This window comes from Cellulomonas sp. P5_C5 (assembly GCF_054049655.1).
Map to the genome: position 1 here is coordinate 101,933 of NZ_JBFULY010000008.1, position 21,428 is coordinate 123,360.

Sequence of the window (21,428 nt, forward strand, 5' to 3'; positions counted from 1 at the left end):
TCGGCGCACCCGCCACCCTCGACGCGGCACCGACGTCGCAGGAGCCACGTCGCGCGGCCGTCGCACCCGCGTCGCCCTACGTCGACCTCGACCGCGACGCCTGGACCCGGCTGTCCGCCTCCACCCCTTTGCCGCTCACGGACGCCGACGTCGAGCGCCTGGCCGGCCTCGGGGACCCGATCGACCTGGCCGAGGTCGACGCCATCTACCGCCCGATCTCCCGGCTGCTCGACCTGCACATCGAGGCCACCCGCGGGCTGCACGCCGCCTCCAGCACGTTCCTGCGCGAGGACGTCGGCGGGACCCCGTTCGTGATCGGCGTCGCCGGGTCGGTCGCCGTCGGCAAGTCGACCACCGCGCGACTCCTGCGCGAGCTCCTCGCACGGTGGCCCGCGACGCCGCGGGTCCAGCTGATCACCACCGACGGCTTCCTCTACCCCAACGCCGAGCTCGAGCGCCGCGGGCTGATGGAGCGCAAGGGCTTCCCGGAGTCGTACGACCGCCGGGCGCTGCTCCGCTTCGTCTCCAAGGTCAAGGCCGGCCGCCCGGAGGTCCGGGTGCCCGTGTACGACCACCTGACCTACGACATCCTGCCCGGCCGCGAGATCGTGGTGAACCGTCCCGACGTGCTCATCGTCGAGGGGCTCAACGTGCTGCAGCCCGCCCGGCCGACCGCCGAGGGGACGTCGAACCTGGCGGTCAGCGACTTCTTCGACTTCTCGATCTACGTCGACGCCCGCACCAGCGACGTCCGGCGCTGGTACGTGGACCGTTTCCTCGCGCTGCGGAAGACCGCCTTCGCACGGCCCGAGTCGTACTTCCACCGGTACGCCGCCCTCACCGACGACGAGGCCGTGGAGCGTGCCGAGCGGATCTGGGACTCGATCAACCAGCCCAACCTCGTGCAGAACATCCTGCCCACCCGCAGCCGCGCCACCCTGGTGCTGACCAAGGACAGCGACCACGCAGTGGAGCGTGTCCGCCTGCGCAAGCTGTAAGGGCTCAGCTCACCGCTGAGCCGTGGGCTCCGCGGGGATGACGAGCCGGACCGGGTACTGCTCGCTGTCCGTCTCCTCGAGCGCGTCCAGCGCCGTCGCCACCGCCTCCTGCGGCGAGCCGCAGCGGTCGGTCGGCCACACCGGGCGGATCGCGCGGCCGAGGGCGTCGACGAGCCAGAGGGAGGGCGCTGCGACGGCGGCGCTGCTGCACGTCCCGCCCCGCTGCGCGGACGGTCGGCGCAGTGCCGCGACGAGCGGGTCCAGGTCGCCCTCGCGCCGGCTCGCGGTCAGCGCCACCCACGTCCCGGACGAGTCCTGCAGCGTGCCTCCGGGGGCGCACACGACGACGCTGACCGGGAGGAAGTCGTCCGGCACGCGGCCGGCGTCGGGGGCGTCCGCGTGCGGGGTGCCCGTGCCACCGGACGCACCGGCCGCGACAAGGCCGAGGTCGGCGAGGACCTGCGAGGAGAGGCAGTCAGCCGCGCCGACGACGACCGCGGTGGGCGCCTCMTGCGCCTGCTCGCCGGAGGCACTGCACGCGGCGAGGCCCAGCAGGAGCGCAGCGGGCAGCACGAGACCGACGGCCCACCGCGCACGCACGCCCATCTCGCCCCCTGTCTGCATCTGCCCATGCCGAGAGACACCCCCGGGGGTGTGGTGAGGCACGGGAGCGCCGACCGCGACGTCGACACAGTCAGAGAGTAAGCACAGTCATGGGCGAAATGACGCAGTGATACCGGATCGTTAGGCAGCGGGGTCAGATCGTGAGCGTCCTGTGACCGGGGCGCTCGCCTCGGGCCGGGGCGTGTCCGACTCGTCGGCCACCCGGAGCACCGGTGCACCCTCGACGACGGGGTGGTGGTGCGTGAGCTTGCGCAGCACCCAGTCGATGACCAGACCGATCGCCAGGCCGCCGACGACGCCGACGGCGACCGCGACGAGCGTGTGGTCGTGCAGCCAGGCCCCCGCACCGATCCCGATGAGCGCCGAGTAGGTGCCCCAGGTGACGGCTGCGATGGCGGTGAGCCCCATGAACCGGCGGCGGCTGTAGCCCACGGCGCCCGCCGTCATGTTCACGGCCACGCGACCGATCGGGATGTACCGCGCGGCGATGATGAAGGCCGCGCCACGGTTCGCCAGGGCGTTCTCGGCCCAGTCGACGGCAGCCTGACCCCGCGGGGACCGCAGGACGCGCAGCTCACGCACCTTGACCTTGGTGCCGATCTGGTAGGCGATCTGGTCCCCGGTCCACGCACCGGCGGCGGCGACCAGCATGATCAGCGCCAGGTTCGGCGTGCCCTCGGCCACGGCCACCGCGGACAGCGCGATGACGATCGACTCGCTGGGGACCGGGGGGAAGAAGCCGTCGATCGTGGCGAACAGATAGAGCACGACGAAGATCCACGGGGAACCTACGAGGGCCAGGGCCCACCCCTCCAGCACGTGACATCAGCTCCTGCGTCGTGCACCGAGCAGCGATCCGCCCGGTGTCGTGCCTCCACGGTAAGTCGCCCGACGGTCCGGAAGACATAGGGGTGACCCCCGGTTCATCCCTGGTGCAGCCCCGAATCATCCCAGGGTCGTACCCCTGCTCCCCCTGCGGGGCCCTCAGTCCAGCGAGAACCCGAGCGCCCGGGCCGCGGCAGCCGGCCTCGGCTCCGCCGCCCACCGCGCACCGAACTCGTCATTCGCCGCGAGCGAGCGCAGCTCGGCACGGTCGAGGTAGAGGGTCCCGGCGAGGTGGTCGGTCTCGTGCTGGACGATCCGCGCGGACCAGCCGCCCACGATCTCGTCGACGGCGTCACCCTGCTCGTCCGTGCCGGTCAGGTGCACGTGCCGCGCGCGGGCCACCACCGCCTGGTAGCCCACGACGCTCAGGCACCCCTCGTAGAACGAGACCCGCTCGTCCCCGACCGGCGTGTACCGCGGGTTCACCAGGACCCGGTACGGCAGCGGCTCGCGCTCCCGGACCTCCGCGTGCTCCTCGGACAGGGAGCCCGGGTCCTCGAGCACCGCGATCGCCACCGGCAGCCCGAGCTGCGGCGCCGCCAGCCCCACGCCCGGAGCGGCCCGCATCGTCCGGTGCATCACCTCGAGGAGCGCCGCCAGCTCCGCGTCGGACAGCTGGCCGTCGTACCGCGTCGCCTCGGCACGCAGGGCCGGGTGCCCCGCCTGCACGATCGGTGCGACGCCGTCGGCGGAGCGCGTCCCGGCCTCGATGATCCAGAGCGCCACGTCCCGCAKCGCCTGGTCCCACTGCGGTCCCGACGGCACTACAGCGCCAACCGGTCCAGGACGATGTCCGCCAGCTCGTGGGCCACCCGGTCGGCCTCCGTCTGCGTCCCCGCCTCGACCATGACCCGGACGAGGTCCTCGGTGCCCGACGAGCGCAGGAGCACCCGTCCGGTGCTGCCCAGGCCGGACTCCGCCGACCGCACGGCGTCCAGCACCGACTCGTCCGAGGCCGCGCGGCGCTTGTCGACGCCCGGCACGTTGACCAAGGTCTGCGGCAGCCGCCGGACCACCCCGGCCAGGTCGGCGATCGTCGTCCCGGTCTCTGCGACGCGCGCGGCCAGCTGCAGCGCCGTGAGGACACCGTCGCCGGTGGTCGCGTGCGCCGCCATGATGATGTGCCCCGACTGCTCGCCACCGAGGGAGTACCCGCCGGCCCGCATCGCCTCGAGCACGTACCGGTCGCCGACCGCGGTGTCGATCGTCGCGATCCCGGCCTGGGTCATCGCGATCTTCAGGCCCAGGTTGCTCATGACGGTGGTGACCAGGGTGTCGGCCACGAGGGCGCCGCGGTCGCGCATCGCGATCGCGAGGATCCCCATGATCTGGTCGCCGTCCACCAGAGCGCCGGAGGCGTCCACGGCGAGGCACCGGTCGGCGTCCCCGTCGAACGCGACCCCGAGGTCGGCCCCGGAGGCCACGACCGCGGCCTGCAGCTGCTCGGGGTGGGTCGAGCCGCACTTCTCGTTGATGTTGCGGCCGTCGGGCGAGGCGTTGATGACGACGACGTCCGCGCCGGCCGCCCGCAGGGTTGCGGGACCGACCTCGCTCGCCGCACCGTTCGCACAGTCGACCGCGATGCGCAGCCCCGTCAGCGGCACGTCGATGGTCCCGACCAGGTGCTCGATGTACTGCTCGCCGGCCCGCCCGGTGTCCACCCGGATCCGGCCGACGGCGCCGCCGAGCGGACGCTCCCAGTCCTCGCCCATGCGCGCCTCGATGGCGGCCTCGAGCTCGTCGTCCAGCTTGTGCCCGCCCTTGGCGAGGAACTTGATGCCGTTGTCGGGCATCGGGTTGTGCGACGCCGAGAGCACCACGCCGATGTCGACGCCGAGCTCGGCGGTCAGGAACGCCACCGCGGGCGTCGGCAGCACCCCGACGTTGTTGACGTCGACCCCGGCCGAGGCCAGGCCCGCCGACACGGCGGCGGCGAGGAACTCCCCCGAGGCGCGGCTGTCACGCCCGACGATCGCGCGGGGTCGGTGTCCCTCGAACTCGCCGAGGGAGCCCAGCACGTGCGCGGCGGCGACCGAGAGGTCGAGCGCGAGCTCCGCGGTGACGTCCCGGTTGGCGAGCCCACGCACGCCGTCGGTACCGAACAGTCGGCCCATGGTCAGACTCCTTCGTCCTGCGGCGACGACGATGTCGGCACGCGCCCCTCGCTGATGGTTGCAGACATGCCGATGGCCCCGCCGGTCGAGAGACCGGAAGGGCCATCGGGCCGAAGCAGGTGGATCAGCGCTTCGAGTACTGCGGAGCCTTGCGGGCCTTCTTGAGACCGGCCTTCTTGCGCTCCACGACGCGGGCGTCGCGGGTCAGGAAGCCGGCCTTCTTGAGGGCCGGGCGGTTGTGCTCCTCGTCGATCGCGTTCAGCGCACGGGCGATGCCCAGGCGCAGCGCGCCGGCCTGGCCGCTCACGCCACCGCCGGTGATGCGGGCGACGACGTCGAAACGACCCTCGACGTCGACCAGCTTGAACGGGGAGTTCACGAGCTGCTGGTGCACCTTGTTCGGGAAGTAGTCCTCGAGCGTGCGCCCGTTGACCTTCCACTGACCGGTGCCGGGGACCAGGCGCACACGCGCGATGGCCTCCTTGCGACGGCCGAGCGCGTTCGCCGGTGCCGTGATGCTCTGACCGCGCCCCGTGGGGGCAACCGTCTCGGAGGTGTAGCTGGTGGGGGTGTCATCGCCCTCGAGGTCGATGTCGACCGTGGTCTCTGCCACTGGTGTCCTCGCGTCCTTGTTCTCTGTACTCAGCCGGCTCACGCCTGCTGAGAGACCTGGGTGATCTCGAAGGGCTTCGGCTGCTGCGCCGCGTGCGGGTGCTCCGCACCGGCGTAGACCTTGAGCTTGGTGAGCTGCTGACGCGCGAGCGAGCTCTTGGGGAGCATGCCGCGGACAGCCTTCTCGATCGCGCGCTCGGGGTGCTTCTCCAGAAGGTCGGAGTAGGCCACGGCGCGCAGGCCACCCGGGTATCCGGAGTGGCGGTACGCGAGCTTGTTCTCGCGCTTGTTGCCGGTCAGTGCCACCTTGCTCGCGTTGATGACGATGACGAAGTCACCGCCGTCGACGTGGGGGGCAAAGGTTGCCTTGTGCTTGCCGCGCAGCAACGTGGCCACATGTGTGGCCAGGCGACCCAGGACGACATCGTTCGCGTCGATGATGTGCCAGGTCCGCTCGACGTCGCCGGGCTTCGGGGTGTACGTGCGCACGGTCGTCAGCCTTCGTTTCGTTGCGAATCTTGTCGCGGCGGAACTCCGCAGGGTGCGGGTCCGCCGATGAATGCTCCGTCGGCATCCAGGCGGCGAGCGGGAACGCACCGGCCCTGCCGTTCTGGCTCGGTGCCGCGTGCTGAGATGGCACGGGCAGCGGCACGAACGGGGACGCACAACGACTCACAAGATTACCTGGCGCTGGACCGAGGGGTCAAAACGCGGAACTCGTCAGCCCGCGGTCGACGGCGGTCCGTGCCTGCGCACAGGCCGGAGCGCTCCCGTGGCCGCCCGCACGACGCGCTCGGTGAGGTCGTCGAGGGTGGGCGTCCGCAGCGCCCAGTGCTGCCAGTAGAGCGGCACGTCCAGGGAGCGGCCGGCCCGGATCTCGACCAGCGCGCCGGCCGCGATGAGCGGTCCGGCCGCGACCTCCGGCACCATCCCCCAGCCGAGCCCCGCCTCGACGAGCCCCACGAACGCCGACTGCGACGGCACGTAGTGCACGTGCGGCGTCACCGTGCGGCGCCCCACGACGGAGGCCACGAAGCGTTCCTGCAGGCCATCCTCCCGGTTGAACGCCAGCAAGGGAGCCGCGGCGAAGGCCTCCGCCCCCAGCCCGTCGGCGAACCAGCGGTCCCGGCGGTCGGGTGCCGCGACGGCCAGGTAGCGCATCGCCCCCAGGCGGCGGACCCGGCAGCCCTGCACCGCGCGCGGGTCGGCGGTGACGGCGGCCATCACGGTGCCGTCCCGCAGCAGGTCGGCGGAGAGCTCCTGGTCCTCGCGTCGCAGGTCGAGCAGGACGTCCGCCGGCAGGTCGGCGACGGCCGCGGGGAACCAGGTGGACATCGAGTCGTCGTTGACGGCGACGGGCAGGCGGCGCGACGACGGCGCGGCCCGTGACGCGCCCGGCGCGGGCACCAGCTGCGCCATCGCGTCCCGTCCGAGCAGCTCCATCTGGCCGGCCAGCCGCACCAGCACCTCGCCGTCGTCGGTGGGCCGGCAGGGGCGCGTCCGGAGCACCAGCACGCGTCCCACCTGCTGTTCCAGGGCCTTGATGCGCTGGCTGACCGCCGACGGCGTGACGTGCAGACGCTGTGCGGCCGCGTCGAAGCTGCCCTCGTGCACGACGGCTGCGAGGGCGCTGAGCTGATCCACATCGAAGGCCACATGAATGATCCTAATGGTTCGACAGCATCATGAACTGGACTACAGATGAATCGAACGCCTAGCGTCGTCGCCATGCCCGCCGCCGCCCTCTCGGGCTACCTCACCGCGCTCTCCCTGATCGTCGCCATCGGCGCCCAGAACGCGTTCGTCCTGCGCCAGGGCATCCGGCGCGAGCACGTGCTGCCGGTCGTGGCGGTCTGCGCCGTCGCGGACGCCCTGCTCATCGCGGCGGGCATCGCCGGGCTCGGCGCCCTGGTGACCGACCACCCCGCGGTGCTCACGGTCACCCGGTACGCGGGCGCCGCCTTCCTGCTGGTGCTCGCCGTCGGCGCGGCGCGACGGGCCCGACGACCGGAGCACCTCGACCCCGCGACCGAGGGGCCGGTGTCCCTCGGCGCGGTGCTGACGACGTGCCTCGCGCTGACGTTCCTCAACCCGCACGTCTACCTCGACACCGTCGTGCTGCTGGGCTCGCTGGCCCACCAGCACGACCCCGGTGCGTGGGCGTTCGGCGCCGGCGCCGTGCTCGCGAGCATCACCTGGTTCACCGCCCTCGGGTTCGGCGCCACCTACCWGCGCCCGGTGTTCGCCAGGCCACGGGCCTGGCAGGTGCTCGACATCGTCATCGCCGTGGTGATGGCGACGCTCGCCGTCGCGCTGCTGGTCTGAGCTCAGCGCACCCGGTCGACGCGCCCGACGTCCCACACGGGCTCGGGCGTCTCGACGACCTCGCCGTCTGCGCCGAACACGAGGAACCGGTCGAAGGTCCGGGTGAACCAGCGGTCGTGGGTGACCGCGAGGACGGTCCCCTCGAACGCGGCCAGCCCCGTCTCGAGCGCCTCGGCGGAGTGCAGGTCGAGGTTGTCGGTCGGCTCGTCGAGCAGCAGCAACGTCGCTCCCCCGAGCTCGAGCAGCAGGATCTGCAGGCGCGCCTGCTGGCCACCCGACAGGGTCTCGTAGCGCTGCTCGGCCGCGGCGACGAGCTCGTACCGGTCGAGGGCCTTGCTGGCCTGCTCCCGCCCGAGCCCCGCCCGGTGCCCCTCGCCGCGGTGCAGGATCTCGAGCAGGGTCCGCCCGACGAGCTCGGGGTGCCCGTGGTTCTGCGCGAACCACCCCGGCCGCACCMGCGGACCGAGGACGACCCTGCCCGTGTGCGTCACCGGCGCCACCGGGATGTCGTCCGCAGGCTCGTGCTCGGGGCTCGGGTCGCTGCCGCCGGCCGCGAGCAGGCGCAGGAAGTGCGACTTGCCGGACCCGTTGGAGCCCAGCACCGCGACGCGCTCACCGAACCAGACCTCGAGGTCGAACGGCTTCATCAGCCCCGTCAGCTCGAGGTCGGTGGCGACGACCGCGCGCTTGGCGGTCCGGCCGCCGCGCAGGCGGACCTTGACGTTCTGCTCGCGCGCCAGCAGCGTCGGCGGACCCGCCTCCTCGAACTTGCGCAGGCGGGTCTGCGCGGCGGAGTACCGGGACGCGAGACCGTCGTTGAACGCGGCCTTCGTCTTGAGCGTGAGCACCAGCTCCTTGAGCTTCGCGTGCTCCTCCTCCCACCGCCGCAGCAGCTCCTCCAGCCGCGAGCGCCGGTCCTCGCGCGCCTGGTGGTACGTCGCGAAGCCGCCGCCGTGCACCCAGACCGCCGCACCGTTCACACCGGGCTCGAGCGTCGCCACCTGGGTCGCCACCCGTGCGAGCATCTCGCGGTCGTGGCTGACGAAGAGCACGGTCTTGTTCGACGCCCGCAGCTTGTCCTCGAGCCAGCGCTTCGTCGGGACGTCCAGGGCGTTGTCGGGCTCGTCGAGCAGCAGCACCTCGTCCGGGCCACGCAGCAGCGCCTCCAGGACGAGCCGCTTCTGCTCACCGCCGGACAGCGTGCGCACCTCCCGGTGCTGCGCGGCGTCGAACGGGATGGACAGCACGGCGTCGGTGACGCGGTCCCACCCCGCCTCCGCCTCGTACCCGCCCACGTCGGCCCAGTCGACGAGCGCCTGCGCGTACCGCATCTGCGCGGGCTCGTCGTCGACCTCCATGATCAGCACCTCGGCCGCCGCGAGCTCCACCGCGGCGTCCCGGACCGCCGGCGACGCCAACGACGCCAGCAGGTCCCGGATCGACCGGTCGTCGTCGATCCGGCCGATGTCCTGCCGCATGATCCCGAGCCCACCGCTACGACCGACGGACCCTGCGTGCGGAGCCTCGTCCCCCGCGACGATCCGCAGCAGCGTCGTCTTGCCCGCACCGTTGGGCCCGACGAGTGCGACGCGGGCGCCGTCACCCACGCGGAACGACACGTCGTCGAGGAGGGGACGGCCGTCAGGCAGGAAGTACCCGATGCCGCCGATGTCGAGGTGGCCCATGCGCCCAGTGTCCCCGGCCCACGACCTCTCCGGACACCGGATTGATCGTGGCGTCCCCCACTCCCCCTGGCGCCCGGGGGCGTGCGGTGTAAGGGTCGGGTCATGAGCGAGACTCCCGGCACCAGCACCGACCCCGAGCTCGGCAGCGAGGGCGACACCGACCAGCTTCCCAGCGAGGACACCCTGATCGACCGCGGGGTCGACGACCTGCTCGACGAGGGCTACACGGTCCCGGACCGGCCGCGCACCAACCACTACGGCGAGACGGCGTGGGAAGAGGCGCACCGGGAGACGATCGACCAGCGGATCGGCCAGGAGGAACCCGAGGTCTGGGAGGCCCGGCCGCGCCCCGAGCGCGACGAGTCCCGCGCCGGGCGGCTGGTCGAGGACGACGACGCCGTCGAGGCCGGTGGCACCGACGGGTTCGCCGTCGACGCCGGGTTCTCGGGCGGCGCCGCCAGCGCCGAGGAGGCGGCCGTGCACCTCATCGAGGAGGAGTACGTCGACGACCGGCGATACCGGGACGACGTCGACGAGGTCTGACCGCCGCCCGTCTGCTGACCGTCAGACCGTCCGGCTCGGCCATCGGACCCACGACACGTCACGTCGTTCCCGGCTCTGCTGACTCGACCAGGTCCTCGGCTGACCGTCGGACCCACGACACGTCACGTCGTCCCCGGCTCTGCTGACTCGACCAGGTCGTCAGCTGACCGCCGGGCGGGCGTCAGCCACTGCGGCTCGGCTCGCCGCGTGCTGCAGGCGTCAGCCGCAGCAGCTCGCCGCGTGCTGCAGGTCCTCGGCCGCGCGGCGGGCCCGCGTCTGGACCGCGCGCGCCGCCAGCTCGTCGTCGGGCGGGTAGCCCACCTCCTCGAGCGTCAGCCCGTGCGCGGCGACGACGTGCACACCCTCGCCCCGCCGCCGGGCCGCGAGCAGCTCCGCCGGCCAGCCCGGCCCACGCCGCCCCTCCCCGACGGCCAGGCTGGCGCCGACGAGCGAGCGCACCATCGAGTGGCAGAACGCGTCCGCCTGCACGGTGGCGACCACGAGGCCGGCGTCCGGACCGTCGACGGGCCGGGACCACGCGAACGCCTCGAGCGTGCGGATCGTCGTCGCGCCCGGCCGGGGCTTGCAGTACGACGCGAAGTCGTGACGCCCCACCAGCGGCCGTGCCGCCGCCGCCATCGCGTCGACGTCGAGACCCCGTCGGTGCCACAGGACGTGCGTGCGCGAGAGCGGGTCGCGCCGGGCGGCATCGTCACAGATCCGGTACGTGTAGCGACGGCGGAGCGCGGAGAACCGCGCGTCGAACCCCTCGGCCGCCCGCGTCAGGGTGTGCACGACGAGGTCCGCCGGCAGGATGCCCCCGAGCCGGGTCAGCAGCACCTCGTCGACCGGGCGCGACGATCGGCCGCTGCTCTTCTCGATCAGGCCCACCGGGATGTCGACATGTGCCACCTGCCCGCGCGCGTGGACGCCCGAGTCTGTGCGCCCGGCCACCGTCACCCGCGGGGGCCCGTCGGTGCGCAGGACGGTGCCCAGGGCGGCCTCCAGCACCCCCTGGACGGTCCGTAGGCCCGGCTGGATGGCCCAGCCGGCGAACGCGCTGCCGTCGTACGCCAGCTCCAGCCGCAGCCGCACGGCGGGCTCCTGCGTCGGCACGCCCGTGGGCACGCCGTCCATGCTCTCGCTCACGGGTCCACACGGTAGTCGGCCCACACCGGGTCCCGGTGCGCCCGCACCACGCTCCGCCCCGTCGGGCCCGCACGGCACGCGCGCCGACCCCGGCGCCGCACCCGCGTGCGACTCACCGTGCCCCGCCACGTCGGGCCTGCACGGCACGCGCGCGACCCGGGCGCCGCACCCGTGTCCGCAGCCCGTCTGAGCCCGTTCCCGCACCCCGCCGCCGCGTCCCGACCCGTCCGCACCGGCCGTCGCCTAGCGTGGGCACGTGCCCGCCACCGGCTCCGACCCGTTCACGCTCGCCGTCGACTGCGGCGGCGGGGGCATCAAGGCGTCGGTCCTCGACGCGGCCGGCACGCTCCACGCGCCCGCGGTGCGGGTGCCGACGCCCTACCCGCTGCCCCCGGAACGCCTCGTCGCCACCATCGCGGACATCGCCGCCGGCCTCCCGCCCGCCGACCGCGCGACCGTCGGGATGCCCGGGATGATCCGGCACGGCGTCGTCGTCGCCACCCCGCACTACGTGACCCGCTCCGGCCCGCGGACCGCGATCGACCCCGTGCTCGTCGCCGCCTGGGCGGGCTGCGACATCCGCGCGGCGGTCGAGAGCAGGCTCGGGCTGCCCACGCTCGTCCTGAACGACGCCGAGGTGCACGGTGCCGGGGTGATCTCCGGGACGGGCGTCGAGCTCGTCCTCACCCTCGGCACCGGGCTCGGCACCGCGCTCTTCGACGGCGGAGCCCTCGCCCCGCACCTCGAGCTCTCGCGCGCCCCGGTGCGCTGGGGCACCACGTACGACGCGTACATCGGGCAGGTCGAGCGGGCACGCCTCGGCGACGCGCTCTGGTCCCGGCGGGTCCGCCGGGTGGTCGACGGCTTCCGGCCCGTGTTCGTGTGGGACCGGCTGTACCTCGGCGGCGGCAACGCCCGGCAGGTCACCGCGACCACGCTCGCGCGGCTCGGCGACGACGTCGTGGTCGTCCCGAACCAGGCCGGCATCGTCGGCGGCGTCAGGGCCTGGTCCCTGGGCCGCTGACGTCCGGCCGTCGACACCGCGCCGACACCCCCGACGATCCGACGCCCCGATCAGCCGGCGGGCCGGTCGCCCATCACGTCGGCCGCGTCGACCACCGCTGCCCTGACGCTCCCTCCGCATCGGACCACCACTGCCGCGACGCTCCAGCCCGCATCGGGCACCGCTGCCGCGACGCTCCGCCCGCATCGACCACGGCTGCCGCGACGCTCCGCCCGCGTCGGGCACGCTCCCGCCGTCGTCACGACCCGGCGGAGACCGCCGACCGCGCCTCGACCTCGTCCAGCGCCTCGAGCAGCACGCGCGTGAACCGGGCCGGCTGGACCAGGCTCACCAGGTGCGTCGCGCGCGGCACCACCACGAGCCGCCCGTCGCGGCAGGCGGCCAGGAAGCGCCGCTCCTCGCCCCGGAAGTGGTCGAACGCGCCGTTGACCAGCCAGACCGGCGCCTCGACCCGCGCCAGGTCGGCCAGGGGCGTCGCGATCGACATCTCCCGAAGGACCTCGTTGGTCGCGTCGAGCGCGAACCCCCCGGCACCGACGTCCGCCGCACCGACGGCTGGCAGGGCGAGGTCGACGAAGAACTGGTTCAGCCGGGCGCCCCGGTCCGGCAGCCGCGCGATCCCCAGAGCGCCGACCGACCACCCCGCCAGCAGCACCCRGTGCGGACGGGTCGAGCAGGAGGCGGCGACCAGCCCTGCGACCTGGTCCGGGTGCCGCGCGGCGTGCCGGATCGCGACGTACCCCCCGAGCGAGAGGCCGACGACGAACGCCCGCCCTCCGAGCTCGTCGATCGCGTCCGAGACCACGTCCACCGCCGCGCCCAGCGTGAACGCCTCGCCGATCCGGGTCCCGTGGGCCGGGAGGTCCACCGCGACAGCGCGGTGACCCACCCGCTCCAGCGCCTCGACCTGCGCCCGCCACATCGTGCGGGAGGTCCGCAACCCGTGCACCAGGACGACCGGCAGGCTCATACGTCTGACCCTAGGCTCGCCCGCCGCCCGCACGCATGCCGTCGCGCAAGATGCCGTCGCGCGACCGTCGCCCGATCGTGCGCCGCCCGCCGACTACCGCGCGCCGCCCCGTTGACCGCCCGACACCCGTCCCGTGAACCCTCCGCGCGACCGTCGCCCGTCGCTGACCGCCGGTCAGCCGTGACCCCGCCGCGCACTCGTCGCTCGTCGCACGTTGCCTCAGGAGCCGCTCCCCATCGGCCGTGAGACGGCGGAAGGCCTGGGACCAGTGGTCCCAGGCCTTCCGGCAGTGCTGTCAGATCACGCCTTGTCGGCGTCATCCTTCGTMTCGGCGGGCGCGTCCTCGACGGGCGCGTCCTCGACCGGTGCGTCCTCGACGACGTCCTCGACCGGCTTGTCCTCGACCGTGTCGGCCTTCTTCGCCTTCGGCGCAGCCTTCGAGGCGGCCTTGGTGGCCTCCTTCACGACGGCCTGCTTCGGGGAGAGCGGCTCGAGCACGAGCTCGATGACGGCCATCGGGGCGTTGTCGCCCTTGCGGGGGCCGATCTTGGTGATGCGCGTGTAGCCACCCTGACGCTCGGCGACAGCCGGGGCGATCTCGGTGAACAGCACGTGGACGACGGACTTGTCCTTGACGACGGTCATCACGCGGCGGCGGGCGTGCAGGTCACCACGCTTGGCGAACGTGATGAGGCGCTCGGCGAGCGGACGCAGGCGCTTGGCCTTCGTCTCGGTCGTCGTGATGCGCTTGTGCTCGAACAGCGACGTCGCGAGGTTCGCGAGGATCAGCCGCTCGTGCGCCGGTCCGCCACCGAGCCGGGGACCCTTGGTGGGCGTAGGCATGGTCTTTACTCCTTGAGTTCCAGTGATGGGCTGTGACGGTCAGCCGTGGGCCGACCGTCTACGTCCCCGGCGTCAGTACTGCTCGTCCTCGACGAAGTCGCCCTCGTCGTCGCCGTAGTAGGCGCCGGCGGCGGACGGGTCGAAGTCGAGCGGGCTGTCCTTGAGCGTCAGGCCGAGCTCGGCGAGCTTCTCCTTGACCTCGGTGATGGACTTCGCACCGAAGTTGCGGATGTCCAGGAGGTCCGCCTCGGACCGGGCGACGAGCTCACCCACGGAGTGGATGCCCTCGCGCTTGAGGCAGTTGTAGGAGCGGATCGTGAGCTGCAGGTCCTCGATCGGCAGAGCGAGGTCCGCGGCGAGCGCAGCGTCGGTCGGCGACGGGCCGATCTCGATGCCCTCGGCCTCGATGTTCAGCTCGCGCGCCAGGCCGAAGAGCTCGACGAGGGTCTTGCCGGCCGAGGCCAGCGCGTCGCGCGGACCGATCGCCGACTTCGTCTCGACGTCGACGACCAGCTTGTCGAAGTCCGTGCGCTGCTCGACACGCGTCGCCTCGACCTTGTAGGTCACCTTGAGGACCGGCGAGTAGATCGAGTCGACCGGGATACGGCCGATCTCGGTGTCGAACGACTTGTTCTGGTTCGCCGAGACATACCCACGGCCACGCTCGACGGTCAGCTCGATCTCGAGCTTTCCCTTGTCGTTGAGCGTCGCCAGGTGCAGGTCGGGGTTGTGCACCTCGACCCCGGCCGGCGGCACGATGTCAGCGGCGCTGACCTCGCCGGCACCCTGCTTGCGCAGGTACATCACGACGGGCTCGTCGTTCTCCGAGGAGACGACCAGCTGCTTGATGTTGAGGATGATCTCGGTGACGTCCTCCTTGACGCCCGGCACGGTGGAGAACTCGTGCAGCACGCCGTCGATCCGGATGGACGTGACGGCGGCACCGGGGATGGAGGACAGCAGCGTCCGGCGGAGCGAGTTGCCGAGCGTGTAGCCGAATCCCGGCTCCAGCGGCTCGATGGAGAACCGCGACCGGTTCTCCGAGATGACCTCTTCGGTCAGGGTGGGGCGCTGTGCAATCAGCACGGTGTGTTTCCTCTCAGCGGGCGTCCGCCATATGACGCTGCGCAGTACTACGGGCCGGCCTGGTCTCGGTCCACCTGGTCGACGTAAGGATGTCCGGGTCGGTGCGCGACGTGCGGTCGATGCCGTGCTCCTGGGCGCGACGAGCGGCCGCCTCGGCGGCGAGCTGCGCCGCGAAGGGGGTCGACTTGCGCGAACCCTTGAAGCCCACCTGGCCCGACGAGGCCGACGCGATGACGGCGCCGGTCGGGTCGGTGATGGAGATGATCGTGTTGTTGAACGTGCTCTTGATGTGCGCCTGGCCGTGGGAGACGTTCTTCTTCTCCTTGCGGCGCGGCTTGCGCACGGCGGAACGGGTCTTGGGAGGCATGCTCTTCTTCTCTCGAGATCAGCTGTGGATGACCGGGCGGCGCACCGGGGTGCAGCCAGCCGGGAGGGCTACTTGCGCCCGGCCTTCTTCTTGCCGGCGACGGTGCGCTTCGGACCCTTGCGGGTACGCGCGTTGGTCTTGGTGCGCTGGCCGCGCACCGGAAGGCCACGGCGGTGGCGCAGGCCCTCGTAGCAGCCGATCTCGACCTTGCGGCGGATGTCCGCAGCGACCTCACGGCGGAGGTCACCCTCGAGCTTGTAGCTCGTCTCGAGGAAGTCACGCAGCGCGACGAGCTCGGCGTCGCCGAGGTCCTTCACGCGCAGGTCCGGGCTGATGCCGGTCGCGGCCAGAGTTGCCTGGGCGCGGGTACGGCCGACCCCGTAGATGTAGGTGAGCGCGATCTCGAGCCGCTTCTCGCGGGGGAGGTCGACGCCGATAAGACGTGCCATGTGCCTGGTGGCTCCTGAACTGCATCGGAGGTCTGCCGCACTGCCCTCCCGCGTGCTGCGGGCCCCGGCCTCCGACCGAGGGTGCACCGGCGAGTGATCGCCGGAGTGGCTGTGCGCTTGCTGGTCCCTCAAAGAAGTCTCTCTGGGGAACCGGTGGTGCTGGTCGAGCTGCAGGTCCGACGGACCCGCGTCAGGGCATCAGCCCTGGCGCTGCTTGTGGCGCAGGTTCTCGCAGATCACCTGGACGCGACCGTGCCGGCGGATCACCTTGCACTTGTCGCAGATCTTCTTGACGCTGGGCTTGACCTTCATCGCGTGTTCCTCCGCCGCCGCTCTGCTCCCGGGCTGCCCCGAGGTATGACGGCGTGTTCGAGTGGCTGTTACTTGTAGCGGTAGACGATCCGGCCACGGGACAGGTCGTACGGGCTCAGTTCGACCACCACCCGGTCCTCGGGGAGGATCCGGATGTAGTGCTGTCGCATCTTGCCCGAGATGTGGGCGAGCACCTTGTGGCCGTTGGTGAGCTCCACGCGGAACATCGCGTTAGGCAGAGCCTCCACGACGCTGCCCTCGATCTCGATGACACCGTCCTTCTTCGCCATATCCTCCGCTAACTGTCGGTTCTGATGGATCAGCCCACGACAGCCGATCCCGTCCAGGAGTGGCCGGGTTCGGAAGGAGTGGGATCGTGCTGGAAATAGCTGTGGGAACCGCGCGCCACGAGAACCGGGCGCACACCCAACGGACAATCTTACGCCATCGGGCCCTCGGGACGAAACCGTGGCCGGACGGACCGCGCCTGCGCGCCTGTGCAGTCCGCCACACTCGCTCCCCGTGTGGCGGGTGACAGACGAACGGAGGGCCGCCGTCAGCTCGACGGCGGCCCTCCGGCGCTGGGTCAGCTTGCGCGCTGGCGTCGCAGCAGGAGCAGAGCGGCGCCCGAGAGCACCAGGATCCCGCCGGCGAGCAGCCCGGGCAGCGGCGACGTCCCGGTCGAGGCGAGCGCGGCACCGCCGGTGCTGCCGTTCGCCAGGACCTCCGAGTACACCGATGCGCTAGGGCTCGGCGTCGCGGCCAGGACCACGGTGGTCGGAGTCGGCGTCGAGGTCGCGGGAGGCGTCGTCGGCGTCGCGGTCGGCGTCGGCGTGCCGCCCACCTCGACGACCGGCGTGGGCGTCACCGAGGGCGTCGGTGCCGGAGGCGTCGTCACCGACGGCGACGGGGTCGGCGTCTCGACCGGAGTCGGCGTCACGGTCGGCGTGGCCGTCGGCGTCGGGGTGGCGGTCGGGGTCGCGCTCGGCGTCGGCGTCGGCGTCGAACCGCACTCCGGCACGGTCACCATCGCGGACAGGTCCCAGTGCTTGGCGGCGAAGATCGCGCCCGTCGGGTTGCTCTTCGTCCGCCAGCCGATGTAGTCCTTCGGGTAGAACGGCGCCTTGTTCTCGGTGAAGACGGTCTCGTCACCCCACGCCTTGTCCTCCTGGACACCCCAGCCGGGTCCGCACAGCGTCAGACCGGCCGGGAGGGCGRCAGTGACCTCGTCGAGCGTCAGGTCGCGCCACGAGGCGCCCGGCCACGTCGCCACGAGGTACTGCTGGGTCGAGTTCTCCCACGCCGCGGGCTTGCCGGCGTCCTTCTTCAGGTACACGTACGCACCCGTGGTCTGCTGCTCGTCCGCCGTGGGCGACGCGGTCGGCGTCGGCGAGCCCTTCGGACCTCCGCCGTAGCCGCCTCCGTGGCCGCCGTTGCCGTTGCGGTCGTGTGCCTGCGCCGCGCCGGTGCCGAGTGCGACCAGGAGGACCGAGGTCACGGCGACGGCGCCGAGCAGACGCGCGCGCCGACGGCCGTGCCGAGGGGAGGTCAGGGAGGGAAGAACGCTGCGCTGCATGAGTCACCCATCACGTCGAGTGCAGGCGCGCGCTGACCACGAGCCTGCCGGAGTCGGGCGCTCGCACCCCTCACCGCGCGGCACAGACCGTGCGGGCCCCGAGGAGCACCCGTGGCGGATCGTTCACCGCCGGTCAGGACCGTATCGGACAATCCGGTCAGTGCGCGCGCAATTCGCCCGCTCAGGGGCGATTTGTGGATAACTGGACGCAAGTTCACCTAGTCGGACCTACTGGCGGGTAACTGCGTCCCTCAGTCGAGCGGCGCGACCGTCACGCCGCGCGCGCCGAGCTCCTGCGCGCCGCCGTCCTGCGCCGTCAGCACCCAGATGCCGTCCTCGAGGATGGCGACCGTGTGCTCCCAGTGCGACGCACGCGACCCGTCGGAGGTCACGACGGTCCAGTCGTCGTCCAGCACCTGCGTGAACCTCTGCCCACGGACGACCATGGGCTCGACCGCGACGCACAGGCCCGGGCGGACCCGCGGACCGCGGTCACGGGTGCGGAAGTTCGGGACGTCCGGCGGCTGGTGCATCGACGTGCCGATCCCGTGACCGACGTACTCCTCGACGAGCCCGTACCGCGCACCGCCGTTGAGGCCGGCAGCCTMGGCTGCGTCGACGACGTCCTCCACCGCCTCCCCCACGACCCCGAGCCGCTCGGCCCCGGCCAGCGCCGCGATCCCGGACCACATGGCCCGCTCGGTGGTGGACGCCAGGTCGACGTCGTCGGGCGTCGCACCGTCGAGGACGACCGTGATCGCGGAGTCGCCGTGCCACCCGTCGACGATCGCACCGCAGTCGATCGAGACGACGTCGCCCGGCTCCAGCACCCGAGCCCCCGGGATGCCGTGCACGACCTCGTCGTTGACGGACACGCAGAGCGTCGCCGGGTAGCCGTGGTACCCCAGGAAGGACGCCGTCGCACCACGCTCGGCGATGACCTCCGCCGCGACCGCGTCGAGCTGGGCGGTGGTGACGCCGGGTGCCGCGTGCTCACGGACCGCGGCGAGCGCCTCGGCGACCACCAGACCTGCGCGCCGCATGAGCAGCACCTGCTCCGGGCTCTTGTACTCGATGCGTTCGCGCCCGAACACGTCAGCGCCCGCTGGTGGCGCCGATCGCCGCGGCCAGACGCTCGGTGACGTCGTCGATGTCGCCGATCCCGTCCACCTGGACGAGCAGCCCGCGCTCCGCGTACACGCGCGCGATCGGGGCGGTCTCCTGGGCGTAGACGTCGAGCCGGTGCCGGATGACGTCCTCGGTGTCGTCGTCGCGGCCCTCGATCTCGGCACGCTTCAGGAGCCGCTCGGCCACGACATCGGGGTCCGCGGTGATCTCCACCGCGAGGTCGAGCGTCAGCCCGGCGTCCGCGAGGATCGTGTCGAGCTCGCCGACCTGCGCCACGTTGCGGGGGTACCCGTCGAGCAGGAACCCGTCCACGGCGTCGGCCTGGGCGAGCCGGTCGCGGACCATGTCGTTGGTGACGGAGTCCGGCACCAGGGCACCGCGCGAGGTGTACTCCTGCACGGTCCGACCGAGCGGCGTGCCGCCCTTGATGTTGGCGCGGAAGATGTCGCCGGTCGAGATGGCCGGCACCGCGAACCGCTCGGCGAGCCGTGCGGCCTGGGTGCCCTTGCCCGCCCCCGGAGGACCGAGCAGGACGAGACGGGTGCTCAACGCAAGAACCCTTCGTAGTGCCGCTGCTGCAGCTGGGACTCGATCTGCTTCACGGTCTCGAGGCCGACACCGACGACGATGAGGATCGATGCCCCACCGAACGGGATGTTCGAGCCGACGCCCAGGACGATGAACGCGATGGTCGGGATGAGCGCGACGATCGCCAGGTACAGCGAGCCCGGCGCGGTGATCCGGGAGATGACGTAGTCCAGGTACTCGGCCGTCGGGCGGCCGGCACGGATGCCGGGGATGAAGCCGCCGTACTTCTTCATGTTGTCGGCGACCTCGTCCGGGTTGAACGTGATCGCGGTGTAGAAGTAGCAGAAGAAGATGATCAGGACGACGTAGATCGCCAGGTGCAGCGGAGCGCTCGGCGACGCCAGGTAGCGGCTCACCCACTGGACCCAGGCCGCGGTCGGGTCACCGAACTGCGCGAGCAGCCCGGGCACCGCGAGCAGCGACGACGCGAAGATCACCGGGATGACGCCGGCCATGTTGATCTTGATCGGGATGTAGGTGCTGGACCCGCCGTACATGCGGCGTCCGACCATCCGCTTGGCGTACTGGACGGGCACCCGCCGCTGCGACTGCTCGACGAACACCACGAGCGCGATGACCAGGACGACGATCGCCATGACCACGATGAACTTCGAGACGCCGTTGTCGCCACCGGCGATCGACCACATGGCGCCGGGGAAGCTGGCCGCGATCGACGTGAAGATGAGGAGCGACATGCCGTTGCCGACGCCGCGCTCGGTGATGAGCTCACCGAGCCACATGATCAGGCCGGTACCCGCCGTCATGGTGATGACCATGATCAGCAGCGTCTGCCAGGAGTCGTTCGGGATGACGTCGACGGTGCAGCCGCTGAACAGCTGACCGCTGCGCGCGACCGTGATGATCGTCGTCGACTGCAGGATCGCGAGGCCGATCGTCAGGTACCGCGTGTACTGCGTGAGCTTCGCGGTGCCGGACTGGCCCTCCTGGTGCAGCTGCTCGAAGCGGGGGATGACCACCCGCAGCAGCTGCACGATGATGCTCGCCGTGATGTACGGCATGATCCCGAGCGCGAACACCGAGAGCTGGAGCAAGGCTCCGCCGCTGAACAGGTTCACCAGCCCGAGCAGGTCGTTGCCCTGCGACTGCTCGATACACGTCTGCACGTTCGGGTAGGAGACTCCCGGCGTCGGCAGGAACGAGCCGACACGGAAGAGCACCATGATCCCGATGGTGAAGAGCAGCTTGCGCCGCAGGTCGGGCGTTCGGAACGCCCGCACGAATGCGCTGAGCACCTGTCCTCCTGGGCCGCCGGAGCGGCATCTCGTACGACCGGTCCATTCCGGCCGTGCAGCCTGCGACGAGTCGCAAGCACCGGGGCACCCTAACTGATGCCCGCCGACATACGGAACGGGACCGGTGGGTAACTACGTCCCCACCGGTCCCGTCCTTCGATCAGTCCTGCGCGACGCTTCCGCCGGCAGCCACGATCGCGTCCTTCGCGGACGCCGAGTAGGCGTCGACCGCGACAGAGACCTTGACCGTGAGCTCACCGGTACCGAGCACCTTGACGGGCTTGCCCTTGCGGACAGCGCCCTTCGCCACGAGGTCGGCGACCGTCACGTCGCCACCGCTCGGGTACAGCGCCGAGAGCTTGTCCAGGTTGACGACCTGGTACTCGACACGGAACGGGTTCTTGAAGCCGCGGAGCTTCKGGAGGCGCATGTGCAGAGGCATCTGCCCGCCCTCGAAGCGCGTCGGCACCTGGTAGCGGGCCTTGGTGCCCTTGGTGCCACGACCGGCCGTCTTGCCCTTGGACGCCTCGCCACGACCCACGCGGGTCTTGGCGGTCTTGGCGCCCGGAGCCGGACGGAGGTGGTGCACCTTGAGCGTGCCGCCGTTGCCGGGCTGCGCAGCGGCCTCGGCCGCCTTCGCCGCCGCGGCGGAGACCGTCTTCTTCGGCGCAGCAGCCTTGGGCGCGGCCTTGGTGGCCTTCGCCTTCGGAGCAGCCTCGGTCGCCGCCTCGGCCTTGTCGGCCTTCGCCGGCTTGTCCGCAGCAGCAGCCTTCGCCTTGGTCGCCTTCGGAGCGGACTCCGTGTCGGCGGCCTTCTTCGCGGGAGCCTTCTTGGCAGCGGCCTTCTTGGGGGCCGTCACCTCAGCCTCCGCCTTCTCGTTCTTCTCGTCAGCCATGG

At 71.9% G+C, this 21,428-nt stretch carries 24 protein-coding genes and 1 pseudogene; 4 read left to right on the forward strand and 21 right to left on the reverse strand.

The window, feature by feature from the left end; genetic code table 11:
* Positions 1-110: 110 nt before the first annotated feature.
* Entirely contained in the window at positions 111-998 is an 888-nt protein-coding gene (coaA, locus tag ACXJKF_RS09405; protein WP_456787599.1) for a type I pantothenate kinase, read from the forward strand.
* A gap of 9 nt (positions 999-1,007) precedes the next feature.
* Here coaA and ACXJKF_RS09410 read toward each other — a convergent pair whose 3' ends face one another.
* The 7 genes from ACXJKF_RS09410 to ACXJKF_RS09440 all read right to left on the reverse strand — a co-directional run bounded on the left by ACXJKF_RS09410 (position 1,008) and on the right by ACXJKF_RS09440 (position 6,889).
* A complete protein-coding gene (locus tag ACXJKF_RS09410) occupies positions 1,008-1,622 on the reverse strand; it encodes a hypothetical protein (protein ID WP_456787471.1) in 615 nt (204 codons plus the stop codon).
* Positions 1,623-1,742: 120 nt separating this feature from the next.
* Positions 1,743-2,441, reverse strand: coding sequence for a DedA family protein (locus tag ACXJKF_RS09415; RefSeq protein WP_456787472.1), 699 nt, complete (start codon positions 2,439-2,441; stop codon positions 1,743-1,745).
* Between the two features lie 165 nt (positions 2,442-2,606).
* On the reverse strand, positions 2,607-3,233 hold the full coding sequence (locus tag ACXJKF_RS09420; protein WP_456787473.1) for a peptide deformylase: 627 nt from the start codon (positions 3,231-3,233) through the stop codon (positions 2,607-2,609).
* A 38-nt stretch (positions 3,234-3,271) separates the two neighbouring features.
* On the reverse strand, positions 3,272-4,621 hold the full coding sequence (gene glmM / locus ACXJKF_RS09425; RefSeq protein ID WP_456787474.1) for a phosphoglucosamine mutase: 1,350 nt from the start codon (positions 4,619-4,621) through the stop codon (positions 3,272-3,274).
* Positions 4,622-4,745: 124 nt separating this feature from the next.
* Positions 4,746-5,234, reverse strand: coding sequence for a 30S ribosomal protein S9 (gene rpsI, locus ACXJKF_RS09430; protein WP_055912205.1), 489 nt, complete (start codon positions 5,232-5,234; stop codon positions 4,746-4,748).
* A 38-nt stretch (positions 5,235-5,272) separates the two neighbouring features.
* The gene (gene rplM, locus ACXJKF_RS09435) at positions 5,273-5,722 is read right to left on the reverse strand and encodes a 50S ribosomal protein L13 (protein WP_055912203.1); all 450 of its coding nucleotides are present in this window, start codon (positions 5,720-5,722) and stop codon (positions 5,273-5,275) included.
* A 231-nt stretch (positions 5,723-5,953) separates the two neighbouring features.
* Positions 5,954-6,889 carry a LysR family transcriptional regulator ArgP gene (locus tag ACXJKF_RS09440; RefSeq protein ID WP_456787475.1) on the reverse strand — a complete coding sequence of 312 codons (936 nt, stop codon included), beginning with the start codon at positions 6,887-6,889 and terminating at the stop codon, positions 5,954-5,956.
* Positions 6,890-6,961: 72 nt separating this feature from the next.
* Between ACXJKF_RS09440 and ACXJKF_RS09445 the strand changes: the two genes are divergently transcribed.
* Complete coding sequence (locus ACXJKF_RS09445) at positions 6,962-7,558, forward strand: LysE/ArgO family amino acid transporter (protein ID WP_456787476.1); 597 nt, start codon at positions 6,962-6,964, stop codon at positions 7,556-7,558.
* A gap of 2 nt (positions 7,559-7,560) precedes the next feature.
* Here the strand turns inward: ACXJKF_RS09445 and ACXJKF_RS09450 are convergent, their stop codons facing one another.
* Positions 7,561-9,243: an ABC-F family ATP-binding cassette domain-containing protein gene (locus ACXJKF_RS09450; RefSeq protein WP_456787477.1), complete on the reverse strand. Its 1,683-nt coding sequence runs from the start codon at positions 9,241-9,243 to the stop codon at positions 7,561-7,563.
* A gap of 102 nt (positions 9,244-9,345) precedes the next feature.
* On the opposite strand from ACXJKF_RS09450, the gene ACXJKF_RS09455 reads away from it, so the two are divergent.
* Positions 9,346-9,786, forward strand: coding sequence for a DUF5709 domain-containing protein (locus ACXJKF_RS09455; protein WP_456787478.1), 441 nt, complete (start codon positions 9,346-9,348; stop codon positions 9,784-9,786).
* Between the two features lie 219 nt (positions 9,787-10,005).
* Here the strand turns inward: ACXJKF_RS09455 and truA are convergent, their stop codons facing one another.
* Positions 10,006-10,923 (reverse strand): tRNA pseudouridine(38-40) synthase TruA, encoded by a 918-nt coding sequence (gene truA, locus ACXJKF_RS09460; RefSeq protein ID WP_456787600.1) that lies wholly within the window; start codon positions 10,921-10,923, stop codon positions 10,006-10,008.
* A 268-nt stretch (positions 10,924-11,191) separates the two neighbouring features.
* Between truA and ACXJKF_RS09465 the strand changes: the two genes are divergently transcribed.
* Complete coding sequence (locus ACXJKF_RS09465) at positions 11,192-11,959, forward strand: ROK family protein (protein WP_456787479.1); 768 nt, start codon at positions 11,192-11,194, stop codon at positions 11,957-11,959.
* Positions 11,960-12,197: 238 nt separating this feature from the next.
* Here ACXJKF_RS09465 and ACXJKF_RS09470 read toward each other — a convergent pair whose 3' ends face one another.
* The 12 genes and pseudogenes from ACXJKF_RS09470 to rplO all read right to left on the reverse strand — a co-directional run bounded on the left by ACXJKF_RS09470 (position 12,198) and on the right by rplO (position 21,426).
* The gene (locus ACXJKF_RS09470; RefSeq protein ID WP_456787480.1) at positions 12,198-12,929 is read right to left on the reverse strand and encodes an alpha/beta fold hydrolase; all 732 of its coding nucleotides are present in this window, start codon (positions 12,927-12,929) and stop codon (positions 12,198-12,200) included.
* A gap of 300 nt (positions 12,930-13,229) precedes the next feature.
* Complete coding sequence (gene rplQ, locus ACXJKF_RS09475) at positions 13,230-13,772, reverse strand: 50S ribosomal protein L17 (RefSeq protein ID WP_456787481.1); 543 nt, start codon at positions 13,770-13,772, stop codon at positions 13,230-13,232.
* Between the two features lie 72 nt (positions 13,773-13,844).
* Positions 13,845-14,858 (reverse strand): DNA-directed RNA polymerase subunit alpha, encoded by a 1,014-nt coding sequence (locus ACXJKF_RS09480; protein ID WP_055912188.1) that lies wholly within the window; start codon positions 14,856-14,858, stop codon positions 13,845-13,847.
* A 118-nt stretch (positions 14,859-14,976) separates the two neighbouring features.
* A pseudogene (locus ACXJKF_RS09485) lies at positions 14,977-15,225 on the reverse strand (small ribosomal subunit protein uS11); the annotation flags it as partial.
* 68 nt (positions 15,226-15,293) lie between these two features.
* A complete protein-coding gene (rpsM, locus tag ACXJKF_RS09490) occupies positions 15,294-15,674 on the reverse strand; it encodes a 30S ribosomal protein S13 (RefSeq protein ID WP_056023447.1) in 381 nt (126 codons plus the stop codon).
* A gap of 198 nt (positions 15,675-15,872) precedes the next feature.
* Complete coding sequence (rpmJ, locus tag ACXJKF_RS09495; protein ID WP_013117849.1) at positions 15,873-15,986, reverse strand: 50S ribosomal protein L36; 114 nt, start codon at positions 15,984-15,986, stop codon at positions 15,873-15,875.
* Positions 15,987-16,054: 68 nt separating this feature from the next.
* Complete coding sequence (gene infA, locus ACXJKF_RS09500; RefSeq protein WP_013770189.1) at positions 16,055-16,276, reverse strand: translation initiation factor IF-1; 222 nt, start codon at positions 16,274-16,276, stop codon at positions 16,055-16,057.
* Between the two features lie 296 nt (positions 16,277-16,572).
* A complete protein-coding gene (locus ACXJKF_RS09505) occupies positions 16,573-17,484 on the reverse strand; it encodes an LPXTG cell wall anchor domain-containing protein (protein ID WP_456787482.1) in 912 nt (303 codons plus the stop codon).
* A 329-nt stretch (positions 17,485-17,813) separates the two neighbouring features.
* Positions 17,814-18,656, reverse strand: coding sequence for a type I methionyl aminopeptidase (gene map / locus ACXJKF_RS09510; protein ID WP_456787483.1), 843 nt, complete (start codon positions 18,654-18,656; stop codon positions 17,814-17,816).
* A gap of 1 nt (position 18,657) precedes the next feature.
* Positions 18,658-19,239, reverse strand: a complete 582-nt coding sequence (locus tag ACXJKF_RS09515) for an adenylate kinase (protein WP_456787484.1) — start codon at positions 19,237-19,239, stop codon at positions 18,658-18,660.
* Positions 19,236-20,531: a preprotein translocase subunit SecY gene (gene secY / locus ACXJKF_RS09520; RefSeq protein WP_456787485.1), complete on the reverse strand. Its 1,296-nt coding sequence runs from the start codon at positions 20,529-20,531 to the stop codon at positions 19,236-19,238. Before secY ends, ACXJKF_RS09515 begins: the two co-directional genes overlap by 4 nt.
* A gap of 160 nt (positions 20,532-20,691) precedes the next feature.
* Entirely contained in the window at positions 20,692-21,426 is a 735-nt protein-coding gene (gene rplO, locus ACXJKF_RS09525) for a 50S ribosomal protein L15 (RefSeq protein WP_456787486.1), read from the reverse strand.
* Between the last annotated feature and the right edge of the window lie 2 nt (positions 21,427-21,428).